The 14,392-nt window shown below is 75.0% G+C and carries 19 protein-coding genes; 12 read left to right on the top strand and 7 right to left on the bottom strand.

Annotated elements, in window-relative coordinates:
• Together ACYVKY_RS05710 and ACYVKY_RS05705 are read left to right on the top strand one after the other, a co-directional pair.
• Positions 1-611, top strand: a 611-nt coding sequence (locus ACYVKY_RS05710; RefSeq protein ID WP_460434004.1) for a 3-oxoacid CoA-transferase subunit B, incomplete at its 5' end; no start/stop codon positions are given.
• 100 nt (positions 612-711) lie between these two features.
• Complete coding sequence (locus tag ACYVKY_RS05705; RefSeq protein ID WP_460434003.1) at positions 712-1,287, top strand: dihydrofolate reductase family protein; 576 nt, start codon at positions 712-714, stop codon at positions 1,285-1,287.
• Here the strand turns inward: ACYVKY_RS05705 and ACYVKY_RS05700 are convergent.
• Complete coding sequence (locus ACYVKY_RS05700) at positions 1,269-1,736, bottom strand: VOC family protein (RefSeq protein ID WP_460434002.1); 468 nt, start codon at positions 1,734-1,736, stop codon at positions 1,269-1,271. The two genes, ACYVKY_RS05705 and ACYVKY_RS05700, sit on opposite strands and share 19 nt — an antisense overlap.
• 70 nt (positions 1,737-1,806) lie before the next feature.
• Between ACYVKY_RS05700 and ACYVKY_RS05695 the strand changes: the two genes are divergently transcribed.
• Genes ACYVKY_RS05695 through ACYVKY_RS05685 form a run of 3 tightly spaced genes read left to right on the top strand, consistent with a single transcriptional unit; the run spans position 1,807 to position 3,340 of the window.
• Positions 1,807-2,151: an ArsR/SmtB family transcription factor gene (locus tag ACYVKY_RS05695; RefSeq protein ID WP_460434001.1), complete on the top strand. Its 345-nt coding sequence runs from the start codon at positions 1,807-1,809 to the stop codon at positions 2,149-2,151.
• Complete coding sequence (locus tag ACYVKY_RS05690) at positions 2,148-2,687, top strand: SRPBCC family protein (RefSeq protein WP_460434000.1); 540 nt, start codon at positions 2,148-2,150, stop codon at positions 2,685-2,687. Before ACYVKY_RS05695 ends, ACYVKY_RS05690 begins: the two co-directional genes overlap by 4 nt.
• 38 nt (positions 2,688-2,725) lie before the next feature.
• Positions 2,726-3,340: a dihydrofolate reductase family protein gene (locus ACYVKY_RS05685; protein WP_460434010.1), complete on the top strand. Its 615-nt coding sequence runs from the start codon at positions 2,726-2,728 to the stop codon at positions 3,338-3,340.
• Between the two features lie 16 nt (positions 3,341-3,356).
• Here ACYVKY_RS05685 and ACYVKY_RS05680 read toward each other — a convergent pair whose 3' ends face one another.
• The 3 genes from ACYVKY_RS05680 to arsM form a co-directional block, all read right to left on the bottom strand.
• Positions 3,357-3,707, bottom strand: coding sequence for an arsenate reductase ArsC (locus tag ACYVKY_RS05680; RefSeq protein WP_460434009.1), 351 nt, complete (start codon positions 3,705-3,707; stop codon positions 3,357-3,359).
• A gap of 86 nt (positions 3,708-3,793) precedes the next feature.
• The gene (locus ACYVKY_RS05675) at positions 3,794-4,561 is read right to left on the bottom strand and encodes an MIP/aquaporin family protein (protein WP_460433999.1); all 768 of its coding nucleotides are present in this window, start codon (positions 4,559-4,561) and stop codon (positions 3,794-3,796) included.
• Positions 4,558-5,364, bottom strand: coding sequence for an arsenite methyltransferase (gene arsM, locus ACYVKY_RS05670; RefSeq protein WP_460433998.1), 807 nt, complete (start codon positions 5,362-5,364; stop codon positions 4,558-4,560). Before arsM ends, ACYVKY_RS05675 begins: the two co-directional genes overlap by 4 nt.
• Positions 5,365-5,437: 73 nt before the next feature.
• Between arsM and ACYVKY_RS05665 the strand changes: the two genes are divergently transcribed.
• Both ACYVKY_RS05665 and ACYVKY_RS05660 read left to right on the top strand, forming a co-directional pair.
• A complete protein-coding gene (locus tag ACYVKY_RS05665) occupies positions 5,438-5,779 on the top strand; it encodes an ArsR/SmtB family transcription factor (protein WP_460433997.1) in 342 nt (113 codons plus the stop codon).
• Positions 5,780-5,899: 120 nt separating this feature from the next.
• Positions 5,900-8,248, top strand: coding sequence for a diguanylate cyclase domain-containing protein (locus ACYVKY_RS05660; RefSeq protein ID WP_460433996.1), 2,349 nt, complete (start codon positions 5,900-5,902; stop codon positions 8,246-8,248).
• On the opposite strand, the gene ACYVKY_RS05655 is transcribed toward ACYVKY_RS05660, so the two are convergent.
• On the bottom strand, positions 8,199-8,447 hold the full coding sequence (locus ACYVKY_RS05655; protein ID WP_460433995.1) for a hypothetical protein: 249 nt from the start codon (positions 8,445-8,447) through the stop codon (positions 8,199-8,201). The two genes, ACYVKY_RS05660 and ACYVKY_RS05655, sit on opposite strands and share 50 nt — an antisense overlap.
• Positions 8,448-8,477: 30 nt before the next feature.
• Between ACYVKY_RS05655 and ACYVKY_RS05650 the strand changes: the two genes are divergently transcribed.
• Entirely contained in the window at positions 8,478-9,071 is a 594-nt protein-coding gene (locus tag ACYVKY_RS05650) for an alpha/beta fold hydrolase (protein WP_460433994.1), read from the top strand.
• A gap of 18 nt (positions 9,072-9,089) precedes the next feature.
• Here ACYVKY_RS05650 and ACYVKY_RS05645 read toward each other — a convergent pair whose 3' ends face one another.
• A complete protein-coding gene (locus ACYVKY_RS05645; protein WP_460434008.1) occupies positions 9,090-10,307 on the bottom strand; it encodes an ArgE/DapE family deacylase in 1,218 nt (405 codons plus the stop codon).
• Between the two features lie 153 nt (positions 10,308-10,460).
• Between ACYVKY_RS05645 and ACYVKY_RS05640 the strand changes: the two genes are divergently transcribed.
• Positions 10,461-11,411, top strand: coding sequence for a LysR family transcriptional regulator (locus tag ACYVKY_RS05640; RefSeq protein ID WP_460433993.1), 951 nt, complete (start codon positions 10,461-10,463; stop codon positions 11,409-11,411).
• Positions 11,412-11,414: 3 nt separating this feature from the next.
• On the opposite strand, the gene ACYVKY_RS05635 is transcribed toward ACYVKY_RS05640, so the two are convergent.
• Positions 11,415-11,681, bottom strand: coding sequence for an ANTAR domain-containing protein (locus ACYVKY_RS05635; protein WP_460433992.1), 267 nt, complete (start codon positions 11,679-11,681; stop codon positions 11,415-11,417).
• A 352-nt stretch (positions 11,682-12,033) separates the two neighbouring features.
• Between ACYVKY_RS05635 and ACYVKY_RS05630 the strand changes: the two genes are divergently transcribed.
• The 3 genes from ACYVKY_RS05630 to ACYVKY_RS05620 all read left to right on the top strand — a co-directional run bounded on the left by ACYVKY_RS05630 (position 12,034) and on the right by ACYVKY_RS05620 (position 14,310).
• Positions 12,034-13,125 carry a winged helix DNA-binding domain-containing protein gene (locus ACYVKY_RS05630; RefSeq protein ID WP_460433991.1) on the top strand — a complete coding sequence of 364 codons (1,092 nt, stop codon included), beginning with the start codon at positions 12,034-12,036 and terminating at the stop codon, positions 13,123-13,125.
• 76 nt (positions 13,126-13,201) lie between these two features.
• A complete protein-coding gene (locus ACYVKY_RS05625) occupies positions 13,202-13,696 on the top strand; it encodes an FBP domain-containing protein (protein WP_460433990.1) in 495 nt (164 codons plus the stop codon).
• A 17-nt stretch (positions 13,697-13,713) separates the two neighbouring features.
• On the top strand, positions 13,714-14,310 hold the full coding sequence (locus ACYVKY_RS05620; protein WP_460433989.1) for a TetR/AcrR family transcriptional regulator: 597 nt from the start codon (positions 13,714-13,716) through the stop codon (positions 14,308-14,310).
• Positions 14,311-14,392 lie beyond the last annotated feature (82 nt).

The raw sequence follows: 14,392 nt of genomic DNA, 5'->3' as shown, positions 1-14,392 counted from the left end.
CCCGCGCCGCGGCCGAGCTGGCCGACGGCGACTACGTCAACCTCGGCATCGGCCTGCCCACCCTGGTCCCCAACCACGTCCCCGACGACGTCGAGATCGTCCTGCAGTCCGAGAACGGCCTGCTCGGCTTCGGCCCCTACCCCTACGCCGGCGAGGAGGACCCCGACCTGATCAACGCCGGCAAGGAGACCGTCACCCTGCGCCCCGGCGCCTCCGTCTTCGACTCCGCCACCAGCTTCGCCATGATCCGCGGCGGCAAGGTCGACGCCGCCATCCTGGGCGCCATGCAGGTCAGCGCCGGCGGCGACATCGCCAACTGGATGATCCCCGGCAAGATGGTCAAGGGCATGGGCGGCGCCATGGACCTGGTCCACGGCGCCCGCACGGTCATCGTCCTGATGGAGCACACCGCCAAGGACGGCACCCACAAGATCGTCGACGAGTGCACCCTGCCCCACACCGGCAAGGGCGTCGTCCAGCGCATCATCACCGACCTGGCCGTCATCGACGTCACCCCCACCGGCCTGGCCCTGGTCGAGACCGCCCCCGGCGTCACCGTCGACGAGGTCCGCGCCAAGACCCAGCCCCCGCTCGACGACCGCACCACCTGAGCAGCGATGAGTCCGCGCGGGGGTGCCGGTCTCTTCCTGCGCACGGCCCCACCGCGGGGCCGGTCCGGAGCGGTCCGGCCGACACGACAGGATCAGGTGCATGACGCGACAGCTGGTGTGGACGGGCTTCGTGACGGTCGACGGGGTCATGGACTCCCCCGGTGGCACGGAGGAGGGGCACCCGAACGGGGGCTGGGTGTTCCGGACGCCGTTCGAGGAGGAGGCCTTCGCGCTGAAGGGCGAGGAGCTCGCCGACACCGGTGCGCTGCTGCTCGGCCGGCGCAGCTACGAGGCGTTCGCGCCGATCTGGTCGCGGTCGCCCGACCACGCGGCGTACCAGGACCTGCCGAAGTACGTGGTGTCGCGGTCACTCGGCGACGACGCCCTGGTCGAGGGCTGGGGCCCCACCGAGGTGCTGCGCTCGCTCGACGACGTCCGGGCGCTCAAGGAGACCGAGGGCGGCAGCTTGTACGTGCACGGCAGCGGTGAGCTGGCGGCGGGTCTCGCGCAGGCCGGCCTGGTCGACCGCTACAACCTGCTGGTCTTCCCGTGGGTGCTCGGCGGCGGCAAGACCGTGTGGGCCACCGCCGCGTCCGGCGGGCAGCAGCTGGCGCTGCGGGAGTCGCAGGCGTACGCGAACGGCGTGGTGAAGGCCGTCTACGACGTCGTGCGCTGAGCGTCCCGCTCGCGGGTCGCGGTGAGGTCCTCGGCCAGCATCACCAGGATGCCGCTCGGACCGCGCAGGTAGGTGAGGCGGTAGAGGTCCTGGTAGGTCGCCACCCCGCGCAGCGGTCGGCAGCCGTGGCGCGCTGCGGTCGCGAGCGCGGCGTCGAGGTCGTCGACGCGGAACAGCACGCGGTGCATGCCGACGTCGTTCGGGTGGGTGGGGCCGGTCTCGACCGCGTCGGGGTGCAGGTACTCGAACAGCTCGAGCCGCCCCCGCCCGTCAGGCGTCTGCAGCACCGCGATCCTCGCGTGGTTGCCGTCGAGACCGACTGCGGTGTCGGCCCATTCGCCGCTGACGGTGTCGGTGCCGAGCACCGTCAGACCCAGGTCGGTGAAGAAGGCGACCGCCTCGTCGAGGTCGCGCACGGTGATGCCGACGTTCTCCAGCGTGATCGTCACCGGCGCAGGCTACCGACGCGCGGACGGTCATGCGCTTGCGCGTACATACGTCACGCCGTATGTTTCTGCCGTGCTCCCCGGAACCGACGTCCTCGAGGTGATCGCCGAGCCCACGCGCCGGCGCATCCTCGACGCCGTGCGGGGCGGCGAGCGCTCGGTGGGCGAGCTGGTCGACCTGGTCGGCATGCACCAGCCCGGCGTGTCGCGGCACCTGCGGGTGCTGCGCGAGGCCGGGCTGGTCGAGGTCCGGCGCGACGGCCAGCGCCGGCTGTACCGGCTGCGCGCCGAGCCGTTGCGCGCGCTGGACGAGTGGCTCGAGCCCTACCGGGCCGAGCTCGCCGGCCGCCTCGACGCCCTCGAGCACCACCTGGAGCGCACCGAACGTCCGATCCCCCCGAAGGAGCGTCCGCAGTGACCGACGACCTCACCACGCGCTACGACGGCGTGCTCGAGCGCACCGCCGACGGCGGCGTGATCCGCTTCGAGCGCCACCTGGCGTACGACGTTCACGCGGTGTGGGACGCCATCACGGCGCCGGCGCGGCTCGCCGACTGGTGGCTGCCCTTCGAGGCCGACGTCACCGTCGACCTGCGCGAGGGCGGTGAGATGGTGTTCGCCGGCACCGACCCCGACGAGCCGGTGACCCTCACCTGCACGATCCTGCGCCTCGACCCACCGGTGCTGCTGGAGCACACCCACCCCGCCCCCGGCTCGCTGCTGCGGTGGGAGCTCGAACCCGCCGAACGCGGGTGCGTCCTGCGGCTGACGCACGTCGTGCCCGACGTGCAGGAGGCGGTCGACGGCAACTACCTGGTGGGGCTGCAGACCTCGCTCGACCGGCTCGTCCCGGCCCTCGACGGCCGGCCCCTCCCCTGGGACTGGAACGCCTTCGAGACCGCCCGCGCTCACTACGCCGCCGACGGCCTTGCGGCGCAGGCGGCCACGCAGTGAGCGCCTCGCGCCGACCGCTGCTGCGCGTCCAGAACCTCATGCTCTCCTCGGACGGCTTCGGCACCGGCGTCGGGCAGAGCCTCGAGCGTCCCTTCGGGCACGCCGACCCCGCCCTCCTCGCGTCCTGGGCAGGGGCGACGGCGAGCTGGCCGAACCGCACCGACCCCGGCGGCACACGCGGTCTCGACGACTACTTCACCCGCGACTTCACCAACAACATCGGGGCCGAGATCATGGGCCGTGGCAAGTTCGGGCCGCAGCAGGGACCCTGGGACGACCTCGGGTGGCAGGGCTGGTGGGGCGACGACCCGCCCTTCCGCACACCGGTGTTCGTCCTGACGCACCACCCCAGGCCCTCGATCACGCTGTCGGACACCACGTTCCACTTCCTCGACGCATCCCCGCACGAGGCGCTCGAGCAGGCGGTCGCCGCGGCCGGTGGTCGCGACGTCCGCCTCGGCGGCGGCGTGCGCACGGTGCGCGAGTTCCTCGACGCCGACCTCGTCGACGCGATGCACGTGGCCGTCGCACCGGTCGAGCTCGGCGAGGGCGGACGGCTGTGGGGGTCCCCCGACGAGCTGACCGACCGGTTCCACCTCGAGGTCGTCCCGAGCCCGAGCGGCGTCGTGCACCACCTGTTCTGGCGCCGCTGACGCGGCTCGGCGACGGTCAGCCCGGGACGCCGAGCTCGGCGAGCAGCTGCTCGACGTGCCCCCGGATCCGGTCGCGGATGCCGCGGACGGTGTCGAGGTCCTGCCCGGCGGGGTCGGGCAGCTCCCAGTCGAGGTAGCGGGTGCCCGGGTAGAACGGGCAGGCGTCGCCGCACCCCATCGTCACGACCACGTCGCTCGTGCGGACGGCGCCCGGGGTCAGGACGGCCGGGACGTTGGCGCCGATGTCGACACCGACCTCGGCCATCGCGGCCACGGCCACGGGGTTGACCTGGTCGCGCGGTGCCGAACCGGCGGAGCGCACCTCGACGCGGTCGCCGGCCAGGTGCTGCAACCAGCCGGCCGCCATCTGGCTGCGCCCGGCGTTGTGGACGCAGACGAACAGCACGCTCGGACGGTGCCGGAGCTGGGGGTGGGACTGGTGGACGGTACCGGTCACGAGATCTCCTGGTGCGTGGTCGGGCGGAGCAAGGCGTCCTGGGACGCAGGCGGTGTGCGGACGACGGGGTGCAGCACCGCGACGAGCGCGAGGCCCACCAGGCCGCCGAGCAGCTGGGCGGCGACGAACCCCGGGACGTCCGGCGGTGCGATGCCGGTGGCCGTGTCGGTGAGCGCCCGACCGAGCGTCACGGCGGGGTTGGCGAACGAGGTCGAGGACGTCCACCAGTAGGCGGCACCGACCCAGGCCCCGACCGCCGGACCGGCGAGCGCGGTGCGGCCGGTGCGCACGAGGGACCCGACGAGCGCCACGAGGCCCGCGGTCGCGACGACCTCCCCCAGCAGCTGACCGGCACCGCCCCGCGCGGTGGTCGAGGTCGCCAGCAGCCCGGTGGTGCCGGGCACCGCGAACATCGCGTGGGCGAGGGCGGTGCCGGCGACCGCGCCGGCGACCTGGACGGCGACCACGGCCGCGACGGTGAGCGGACCGGGGCGGTCACCGGCCGGGGAGCCGGGCGCACGCCGGTGCCACCAGGCGGCGGCGAGCGTGACGACCGGGTTGAGCTGCGCCCCGCTGACCGGACCGAGCCAGACGACCAGCACGGCCAGCCCGAGCGCGGTGGCCGTCGAGCCCTGGAGCAGCTGCAGCCCGGCGTCGTCGGGCGAGAGCCGCCGGGCCATGACGCCGGAGCCGACGACGACCGCCACCAGCAGTCCCGTGCCGATCCCCTCGGCCGCGAGGCGGCGTGGGAGGTCGACGCTCACGCCGGCCTGGTCGCGCGCACGACGGCGCCGTGCAGCCCGGGGACGGCCTCGTGGGTGAACTCGACCGACGCGTCGACGAAACCGGTGGCTCCCAGCAGGTCGAGGTACTCGCTGCGCGAGAGCGCCCCCGCGATGCACCCGACGTACGACCCGCGCTCGGCGCGCTGCTCGGGGGTGACGTCGTCCTGCGCCACCACGTCGGACACGCCGACCCGGCCGCCGGGCGCGAGCACCCGGAACATCTCGGCCACGACGGCCGCCTTGTCGGTCGACAGGTTGATGACGCAGTTGGAGATCACGACGTCGACCGCGCCGTCCGGCAGCGGCACCTGCTCGATCCGCCCCTGCAGGAACTCGACGTTGGTGGCCCCGGCCCGGGCCGCGTTCTGCCGGGCGAGGTCGAGCATCTCGGGCGTCATGTCGAGGCCGTAGGCGAAGCCGTCCGGACCGACCCGGCGCGCGGACAGCAGCACGTCGATGCCGCCGCCGGACCCGAGGTCGAGCACCCGCTCGCCGGGACGCAGGTCGGCCACCGCCAGGGGGTTGCCGCACCCGAGCGAGGCCAGCACGGCGTCGGCGGGGAGGTCGTCGAGCTCCCCGTCGCCGTAGAGGCCGGCGCCGAACCGGTCGCCGTTCTCGTCCAGGGCCACCGAGCCGGTGGAGCAGCACGACCCCGCCGCGTCGCCGCAGCCCGCCGCCTGCCCGGACGTCACCGCCAACGCCGCGCCGGCGTACCGCTCCCGCACCTGGTCCTGCAGCGTCTCGTCCACGATCCACCTCGTCCTGCTCGAACGGCCAGGCATCGACCGATGTCGATGCGCTGAGGAGCCTGCCGGAGGGATCGACATCTGTCAATGTCTCGGGGAGGATGGCGGGGTGACGACCCTGCCGCTGACCGACACCCGGGTGTGCTGCCCGCCCGCGACGGGCACCCCGATCAGCGCGGAGGCCGCCGAGCGGCTCGCCGCCACGCTCAAGGCGCTGGCCGAGCCGACCCGGCTGCGGCTGCTGTCCATCGTCGCCTCCCACGAGGGCCGGGAGGCGTGCGTCTGCGACCTCACCGACCCGGTCGGCCTGTCGCAGCCGACGGTGTCGCACCACCTCAAGGTGCTCGTCGACGCCGGCCTGCTCGAGCGGGAGAAGCGGGGCGTGTGGGCCTACTACCGGCTGGTGCCCGAGCGGCTCGGCGAGATCGGTGCGGCGCTGCAGGTCGGCTGAGCCCGCCGCGCTCCGCCGGCCCCGTCCCGGCGGTGGCGAACCCGTCGACGCACGACGCTTCAGTCGGGCCGCGGCCGTGTCGAAGGCTGACGAGTGGACCCGTCTGCGTCGAGCAGCTGCGTGGAGCGGGCCGCGGGCAGCGCCGCGGTCCGCAGCCTCGCGTTCGCCGTGGCCTTCCTGGTCGCCGTCCTCGCCGGTCGTGCCACCGTCATGGACGGCACCAGCCTGAGCCTGGTCTGGCCCGCTGCCGGGGTGGCCGCGCTGTGGCTGCTGGTGCAGCGCGGTGCCGGAACCCGTCGCCTCGACCTCGGCCTGCTGGGCGTCCTCACCCTCGTCGCCAACGCGGTCACCGGCGCACCCCCGTGGCTGGCTGTCGCCTTCGTGGTGGCCAACGTCGTGCAGGTGCTGGTGCTCGAGCGGGTGCTGCTGCGCTGGGCCGGCCCGTTCGGTGACGACGGCCGGCCGCGGCTGACCACGCTGCGGCACCTCGGCGGGCTCGTGGCCTCGGCCGTCGTCGCCTCCGCCGCCGGTGCCGTCATCGGCCCGGTCGCCGTCGCGCTGGCGTCCGGCACCTGGTCGTGGACGACGGTCGCGGTGTGGATGTGCCGCAACGTCGGCGCGATCGTGCTCACCGTCGCGCTCGGGCTGCACCTGCTGGCCGCCTGGCAGCGGCGCCGCGAGCCGGGCGCCAGATCCGCGTACCGGCGCGGCCGGGAGGCCGCGCGGTCGGCCGTCCGGGCCCGGGTCGAGCTGGTCGCCGTGCTGTCCACCTCGGCCCTGGCCTACGTGCTGGCGTTCCGGGTGCTGGCCGACCTGCCGGTCGCGTTCCCCCTCCTCGGCCTCACGGTGTGGGTGGCCCTGCGGTTCAGCTCGGTGGCCGCCGCGGTGCACGACAGCACGATGGCCCTGGCAGCCGTGGTCTTCACCCTGACCGGCACGGGCCCGTTCGCGCTCATCCCCGACGACGCCCTGCGCGCCCTCGTGGTGCAGGTGTTCGTGGCGATGGTCGGCATCACCGGGCAGCTCCTGGCGCTCGGTCGCGACGAGCGCGAGGCCCTGCTGACGCAGACCCGGGTCTACGCGCAGGAGGCTGCCGACGCCCGGGCGCAGGCCGAGGAGCAGACGATGCTCGCCGAGCTGGTGATGGCCGAGGTCGCCGAGCGCGCCGCGACCAACGCGGCCGTGCTGGCGTCGGTCGACGTCGGCATCGTGATGGCCGGACCGGACGGCCGGCTGCTGCTGTTCAACGAGACCGCCCGCCGCTGGCACGGTCTCGAGGCCGACGCCTCGGTCGACCCGAGGCAGCACGCCGACCGCTACCACCTGTTCGGCGAGGACGGCCGCACACCGCTCGCGCCCGCCGAGATCCCGCTCGCGCTGGTGCTCCGTGACGGCCAGGTCCGAGACCTGCGCATCGTCATCGCGCGAGCGGACGGGACGCGGATCACGGTGTCGTGCAACGGCCGGACGATGGCCGGCGACGACGGGTCGCTGCTCGGTGCCGTGGTCGCGATGCACGACCTGACCGCCGAGCTCGAGGCGAGGGCCGACCTGGCCGACTCCGAGCAGCTGTTCCGGCTGGCCTTCGACGACGCGCCGGTCAGCATGATGCTCGTCGGCCTCGCCGACGACGAGCAGGGCACGATCCTGCGCGCCAACGACGAGCTGACCGGGTTCACCGGACGCACCACCGACGAGCTCGTCGGCTCCGACATGCACGACCTGACCCACCCCGACGACCGCGTCGACTGCCGCACCGCGCTGGGCGTGTTCGTCACCGGCGAGCAGAGCCACGCGCGGGTCGAGAAGCGCTACGAGCACGCCGACGGCAGCACCCGGTGGGGGCTCATGTCCGCGACGGTCGTGCAGCCGGAGCCGCACCGCGGCACCGTCGGCGCGCCGTACCTGCTCTGCCTCGTGCAGGACATCACCGCCCGCAAGCGCGCCGAGCAGGAGCTGCAGCACCAGGCCGAGCACGACCGGCTCACCGGGCTGGCCAACCGCGCCCGGTTCGACCACGTGCTCGAGGCCGCCCTGCTGGACGCCCCCGACCGCGGCGAGCGCGTCGAGCTCGTGTACCTCGACCTGGACGACTTCAAGCCGGTGAACGACACCCACGGCCACGCGGTCGGCGACCTCGTCCTGCAGGAGGTCGCCCGGCGCCTGCAGAGGTGCCTGCGCGCGCACGACCAGGTCGCCCGGCTCGGCGGGGACGAGTTCGCGGTGGTGCTGACGACGCCGCTGGCCGCGCCGCCCCGCGCCGCCGAGGTGGCCGCGCGCATCGCCGCCGCGCTGGAGGCACCCGTGCTCACCGTCGCCGGCGCCCACCGGATCGGCGCCTCCCTGGGGACGACGGTCGCGACCGCAGGCGAGAGCCGCGCCGAGGTCGTGCAGCGGGCCGACGCCGCGATGTACGAGGTCAAGCGGGCGCAGGTGGCCGTCCCCCACCCCCGGGGCGCGACGGTCTGACCACCGGCGTGGCGCCGAGCAGGCCGGTGAGCAGGCTCGCCAGGGCGCGCTCGAACAGGTCGGCGGGAGGTGCGTCCATGCTGGCGGCACCGAGGGCCGCGACCAGGTGCTGGTGGCGCGTGGGCGAGATACCGCTCAGCGCCTGCGGACCCGTGGCCGCGCCGCCCCCGCCCGCGAACAGCGCGGCGAGTCCGTTCACCAGCGCGAGCGCTACGGCCTGGCGACCGAGGTGGGTGACCTGCGCACCGTGCTGGCCGAGACGGGCGCCACGCGCGTGGTCGGCCACAGCGTCGGGGGGCTGATGGCGCTGGCGGCCGCCCGCGAGGTGCCGATCGGCAGGCTGGCGCTGCTCGACCCCGCGGTGAGCGTCGACGGGAGCTTCCCGGTCGACTTCCTGCCCGACCTCGAGCGGGCCGTCGCGGACGGCGACCTGGTCGAGGCGGTCGTCGTGGCCGGCCGGGGTCTGCGGACCCCCGGCTCGTCGCTCCCCCGCCCGGTGCAGCGCGCCGTCGTCCGCGGCCTGATGCGCACCGGACCCGGCCGGACGATGGTCGAGCTCGTCGGCACCGTCCCGCCCGAGATCCGGTTCGTCGTGCAGGAGGACGGGCCGGCGGCACGCTGGTCCGGCGTCACCGCCACGACGCGGCTCTTCGTGGGGGCCCGTAGCCCTCGGTACTACCTGCGTGCCGCCCGAGCGCTGGCCGCCGCGATGCCCGACGCCGACGTCGAGGTGGTGCCGCGGCTCGGGCACGACGCGGTGGCGCGTGCGCCGTGGCCGGTCGTGGCGTCGCTGGCGTCCTTCCTGCAGCTCGACCCGGCCTGAGCGTTCCTCCGTCCGGGCTCAGCGGTGCGCGCCGCACCGGCGCGCGGCGAGGACCGCGAGCGCCCGTGCGGTCGAGACCAGGTCGGCGACGTCGACCTGCTCGCGGGGACCGTGGGCGAGCCGCACGTCCCCCGGGCCGTGGTGCAGCGTGGGGATGCCGCCGAGGCCGCTGTAGAGGCGCAGGTCGCTGCCGTACGGCGCCGCGGTCGGCCCCGCGTCGCGACCGCTCGTCGCGCGGACCGCGTCGCGCACCTCGCCGACGAGCGGGTGCGCGACGTCGATGCGTCCGCTGGCGAACTGCCCTCCGGGCCAGTCGACCTGGACCGGGTGGTCGCGCAGCCACGGGTCGGTGGCGCACACCTCGGTCACGACGCGCTCCAGCGCCGCGCGGGCGTCCGCGGGTACCTCGTCGAGCAGCACCCCGAGCCGCCCCTCGGCCACCAGCAGGTCCGGGACGCTGCTCGCCCACTCCCCCGTCCGCACGGTCCCGATCGAGATCGGGTAGGGCACCGGGTTGCCGTCGAACAGCCTGTCCGGTGCGGCGTTCCGCTCGCGCTCCAGGTCGGCGATCGCGGCGTGCAGCGGCAGGAACAGCTCGAACGCGCTGCGCCCGACGTGCCGGGTGCTGCCGTGGGTGGCCAGTCCGCGGACGGTGAGGCGGAACGTCAGGGCCCCCGCGTTGGCGACCACCACCTGACCGCTGGTGGGTTCGGTGATGACGGCCGCCTCGGCACGGTGCCCGCGGCGCAGCGTCGCGAAGGCGCCCAGGCCGCCGTCCTCCTCGCTGACGACCGCGTGCACCGCGAACGGGCGCGCGAGCCGCAGCCCCGACGTCACCAGGGCGTGCGCGACCGCGAGGTTGACCGCCAGACCGCCCTTCATGTCGCAGGCGCCCCGGCCGTGCACGGCGCCGTCCCGGATCGCGCCGCTCCACGGGTCGGCGCCCTCCCACGACGTCAGGTCGCCGGGCGGGACGACGTCGACGTGGCCCTGCAGGGCGAGCGCCGGCACACCCTCGGGGCCGAGCACGCCGACCACGCCGTAGCCCTCGGTGCGCGGCGCCTCGGTGCCGGGGAAGTCGGGGTCGCGCCGCAGCGCGGCCAGGTCGAGGCGCCAGGTGTCGACGTCGAAGCCGAGGGCGGCCAGGCGTCGGGCGTGCTGGTGCTGCAGGTCCGTCTCGGCGTCGGTGCCCGTCACGCTCGGGACGCGCAGCATCCCCACCAGGTCGCCGACCATCCGCTGCTCGTCGAGCGCCGCCAGCACGGCCGCGTCGGTGTCGGTGAGGCGGCCGAGGGCGAGGTCGGTGTCGGTCACGGCGCGACCGTAGGACCACCTGGACCTTCGGCGGAACCACCAGGAAACCGGTCGATCCCTCCTACGCTGTATGACGTGCTCCAGCCGCAGCAGCTACGCGTCCTGGTGGCGGTGCGCGACCACGGGTCGATGTCGCGCGCCGCCGCCGCGCTCGGGTTCGGCGTCCCGACGATCGCCCACCACCTCGCTGCGCTCGAGCGCCGGCTGCGCGTGCAGCTGGTCGAGCGGCACCCGCGCGGGGCGCGGCTGACACCGCTCGGCGCGGTGCTCGTCGCAGAGGCCGAGGAGATCCTCGCCCGGCTCGACCAGGCGGAGCGCCTGGTCACCACCCAGCGCGACCTCGGCATGGCGACCATCCGGGTCGGGACGTTCGCCTCCATCGGGTCCCAGCTCCTGCCCCGCGCCATCCGCGAGCTGCGCGCCCACGCCCGGGCGCACGTCGAGGTGGTCGAGGCCGAGCCGACCGAGGTCGTCGAGGGCGTGCTGGCGGGCACGCTGCACGCCGGGCTGGTCTACGACTCCGTCGACGACCCCGCGTTCACCAGCCCCGAGCTGCGCACGACGGTGCTGCTCGACGAGCCGTACGAGGTGCTCGTCGCCGCCGCCGGTCCCTGGGCCGGCACAGCACCGCTCGACCTCGCGGACCTCGCCGACGAGGAGTGGATCTGCAGCCGCCACCCCGACGAGACCTCCGACCGGGTGCTGCGGCGAGCCTGTCGTGCCGACGGGTTCGAGCCGAAGGTGCTCATCCGCACCGACGACCTCGCGATGATCCACGGCCTGGTGGCCGAGGGCCTGGGCTGCACCCTCACCACGGCGGTGTCGGTCGACACCCGGTTCGCGGTGCAGGTGCGCCCGACGGTGCAGGCCCTCGGCATGCGGCGCACCTCGTTCGTGCGCCGCGACGGCGTCGTGCCGCAGGCGGTGCACCACCTGCACCGGCTGCTCGTGGCGATGCTGCCCGCGCACGACGCGACGGCGCACCAGGGCCCGCCGGACGTCCCGCCCGGCTCCTCGACCGCGTGAGGGTCAGGGCAGGGTGCCGTCGCGGATGACGACCTCCGCGAGGTCACGCACCTTCCGGTTGCTGTCGCGGCTCGCCTTCACCAGGGCGTCCCAGGCCTGGTCCTCGTCGAGGTGGCGGACGCCCATCAGCACCCCGATCGCCATCCCGATCCGCCTGTTGGTGACGAGGGCGGCCCGCAGCTGCTCGACCTCCTCGTGCCGGAGTCGGGCCTCGAGCGAGATGATCTCCTCGAAGGCCCGGGCCAGATCGACGTCGTCGCGTTCACGCACGGCGGCACCTCGTGGTCGCAGCACACCGGCGCGGTCTGCTCGGCGCCGGGCGGGATCGAGCAGATCCTCGCCGTCGTGGCGCACGGCAAGCCGTCCCACCGGGTGGTCCCTGGTCCGCTCGCACCAGGGCCGGGGATGCACCGGTGCGATGTGCGGCGGCGCCCACCGGTGGTCTCCTGGGCAGGCACGGGACGACGTCCTCGAGAAGCCTGGGTCGTCCTCGACGTGAGCGTCCGTCCCCGTCCGAACGAGCCCCGGGCGGGGGCGGCCGTGCGTGCAGGCCCCCTCGGACGCATGACCGCCGCCCGCCGCCCTCCACGGCCGTGATGTCGGCGTCCCCTACCGTCGGCTCATGCAGCTGACCTGGGCCCGCGCCCTGTCGTGGCGCCTGGGGCGCCACCTGCTCGACCCGCTCGGCGACCTGCCGGCCGAGGAGGTGGTCGGCCGCCTCGTCGCCGTGCCGGCGCAGCACCTCCACGTCGCCGACCTGGTGGTGCGGAGCCGCCAGACCCGGCCGGTCCCGGGCGGTCTCGCGGACGCGTTCGCGGACGGGCGGCTGGTTTGCGTGTTCGCCTGGCGCGGCGCCACGCACCTGCTGCGGCCCGAGGACGCCGGCACGTACCTGTCCCTGCGGGGCGCGAGCCGGATGTGGGAGCTGCCGAGCTGGCAGGAGCACTACGGCCTGGCGCCGGACGACTGGCCGGCACTGCTCGACGTCGTCCGGGACGCGCTGCGCGACGGTCCGCTGACCCTGGGCGAGCTCGGGACGGCGGTGACGGCACGGGCCCGGTTCCGCCACCTCGGCCCGACCTTCGACGACGGGGCGGGGACCCTGCTCAAACCGCTGTCGTGGCAGGGCGTCCTGGGAGTCGGGCCGTCCCGTGACGGCCGGACCACGTTCCGGCTGCTCGAGGACAGCACCGGCTGGGTGCCGGTCCCCGACCTCGACGAGGCGGGTCCGGCCGCGGTCGAGGCGTACACCCGGGCCTACGGACCGGTCACCGCGGCGCACCTGCGCTACTGGCTGGCGGAGGGCCTCGGTGCCGGCCGTCACGTCCGAGGTTGGCTGCGCGACCTCGGGGACCGCCTCGCCGAGGTCGACGTCGAGGGCGAACAGGCCTGGCTGCCTGCCGATCTCGTCGACGAGGTGGCTGCGGCGCCGGCACGCGACGGGGTGAGGTTCCTCCCCGCCTCGGACCCCTGGCTGCTCGGACCCGGGACCGCCGACCCGCACGTCGTACCGCCCGGGCACCGCCGGCTGTTCAGCCAGGGCGCGGCGCCGGTGCTGCGCGGCGGCGTGGTCGCGGGCACCTGGGCCGCGCGAGGCGAACGGCTCGAGGTCGCGTGGTTCCCCGGGTCCGGGCCGGTGCCGACCGACCTCCGGAGCGAGGCGGCGCGGCTGGCCGGCCTGCTCGGGCGCGAGGTCGTCCTCGACCTGGTGTGAGGGACGCGTCGCAGCGCTCTGATCCATCGAGTATGAGGTATTTGCCTATTGTCCATAGGTTCTGCATCCTGGACGGGTGGAAGCCCTGACCGAGCAGCAGATCCGAGGCAGCTTCGTGAACGCCACCAAGGGCGAGGCCGCCCGGGTCGGCGTGCCTCGCGACCTCGACCAGGTGCGCTGGGACGAGCTGGACTTCGTCGCCTGGGTCGACCCGAGGTCCCCGCTGAGCGGCTACCTCGTCGTCCCGACGCCGTCGCACGGGTCGGTGGGGGTGCAGGTCAGGCGCTCGGGCGTCGACACCCCGCGCCGCGCCCGGATGTGCGACCTGTGCGCCACGACCCAGCGCGGCGACGCCGTCGCGCTGATGGTCGCGCCCCGCGCGGGCAGGGCCGGTCGGGACGGCAACACGGTGGGCGTGCAGATGTGCTCCGCCCTGAGGTGCTCGGCGTACGCCCGCGGCACGATCAGGCCGCCCGGTGCGCAGCTCGTCGAGGAGACGTTGTCGGTCGAGGAGCGCCTGGACCGGTTGCGGGGCAACGTGCTCGCGTTCGTCGACCGCGTCGTGGCCTGAGGACGGGACGCACCACGATGCCCCGTGCCGGGCTGACTCCCGAGGTGGTCACGCAGGCGGCGGCGGACCTGGCCGACGAGCTCGGCCTGGCCGCGGTGACGCTGGCCGCGCTCGCCCGGCGCCTGGGGGTCAAGGCCCCCAGCCTGTACTCCCACGTCGCGGGCGAGAGCGACCTCAAGCAGCGCGTGACGCTGCTGGCGCTCGCGGAGTCGGCCGACCTCGTCGCCGCGGCCGTCGCCGGACGCAGCGGGCGGGACGCGCTGGACGCGCTCGGTCGGGCGTACGGCGCGTACGCGGCCCAGCACCCGGGACGTCACGAGGCCACCACCCTGCCGCTGCCCGACGAGGTCGCCTCCGGTGGTGCGGGTCCGCGGCACGCCGCGCTGTCCCGTGCCGCCCTGCGCTCGTACGCGCTGCGCGAACCCGACCAGACCCACGCCGTGCGCATGCTCGGCGCCGTGGTGCGCGGCTGGACCGACCTCGAGCGGGCCGGCGGCTTCGCGCGGAGCCGCCCGGCCGCCTCGACGACGTGGGACCGCGTCGTGGACGGCCTCGACGAGGTCTTCCGGTCGTGGGCGAGCGCGTCGTCCGCACGCCGCACGCGCACCACGTGACACCGTCACCCCCCTCCGCTGCTCCCGGCCCGCCCCGTCCCGGCTTCGTGACGATCGCGTGACGGGAGCCGCCGCAGGTTGA

The sequence above is a fragment of the Angustibacter speluncae genome (assembly GCF_054777815.1).
Note: the sequence above shows the minus strand (reverse complement) of the source record. Positions and strands in the feature narration are given on the sequence as shown.

Coding starts and splice junctions, on each gene's coding strand:
- ACYVKY_RS05705 (WP_460434003.1), top strand. CDS start 712: ATGACGCGACAGCTGGTGTGGACGGGCTTCGTGACGGTCGACGGGGTC.
- ACYVKY_RS05685 (WP_460434010.1), top strand. CDS start 2,726: ATGCTCTCCTCGGACGGCTTCGGCACCGGCGTCGGGCAGAGCCTCGAG.
- ACYVKY_RS05680 (WP_460434009.1), bottom strand. CDS start 3,707: ATGGCGGCCGGCTGGTTGCAGCACCTGGCCGGCGACCGCGTCGAGGTG.
- arsM (WP_460433998.1), bottom strand. CDS start 5,364: ATGCCTGGCCGTTCGAGCAGGACGAGGTGGATCGTGGACGAGACGCTG.
- ACYVKY_RS05645 (WP_460434008.1), bottom strand. CDS start 10,307: ATGGTCGGCGACCTGGTGGGGATGCTGCGCGTCCCGAGCGTGACGGGC.
- ACYVKY_RS05630 (WP_460433991.1), top strand. CDS start 12,034: ATGCAGCTGACCTGGGCCCGCGCCCTGTCGTGGCGCCTGGGGCGCCAC.
- ACYVKY_RS05620 (WP_460433989.1), top strand. CDS start 13,714: ATGCCCCGTGCCGGGCTGACTCCCGAGGTGGTCACGCAGGCGGCGGCG.